The sequence below is a fragment of the Candidatus Hydrogenedentota bacterium genome (assembly GCA_016791475.1).
In the GTDB taxonomy this organism is placed as follows: domain Bacteria; phylum Hydrogenedentota; class Hydrogenedentia; order Hydrogenedentales; family JAEUWI01; genus JAEUWI01.
The window spans coordinates 1-594 of the sequence record JAEUWI010000339.1; the positions used below are offsets into that span (position 1 = coordinate 1).

At 64.6% G+C, this 594-nt stretch carries 1 protein-coding gene; it reads left to right on the top strand.

Annotated elements, in window-relative coordinates; translation table 11 throughout:
- Positions 1-594 (top strand): DUF1553 domain-containing protein (locus JNK74_29555; protein ID MBL7650320.1); only part of this gene is annotated, 594 nt, incomplete at both ends.

The following is a 594-nucleotide window of genomic DNA, read 5'->3' on the forward strand; positions in this document are numbered from 1 at the left end:
GCACCGGCATTGTCGCCACCCCCAGTGACTTTGGACGCAATGGCGAAAAGCCCACCCATCCCGAACTGCTGGACTGGCTGGCCGCGGAGTTCATGGAGACCGGCTGGAACATCAAGTCGCTCCACAAGACCATCCTGCTGTCCAACACCTACCAGCAGGCGAGCGACAACCCTGATGCCAAGGCAGCGTCGGACCCCGACAACAAGCTCATCTCCCGCTACAATCGCCGCCGCCTGGAGGCCGAAGCCATCCGCGACAGCATCCTCTACGCCAGCGGGCGCCTGAACCTGGCGATGGGCGGCCCCAGCGTCTTCCCGCCCCTGCCGGCGGACCTAGCCGACTTCGCCCGCTACGGACGCACCGGCGGCCAGATGTGGGAGCCGAATGACAAGCCCGAAGACGAGCATCGCCGTTCGGTGTACATCTTTCAGCGCCGATCCCTGCCGCTACCGATGATGGCCGCCTTCGATGCCATTGTGTTCAGCGAAAGCTGCGATCGCCGTAGCCGCACCACCACGCCGCTGCAGGCCCTGCAATTGATGAATGGCGAGTTGCTGCATGAAGAAGCGGCGCACCTGGCCAAACGTGCGGCGC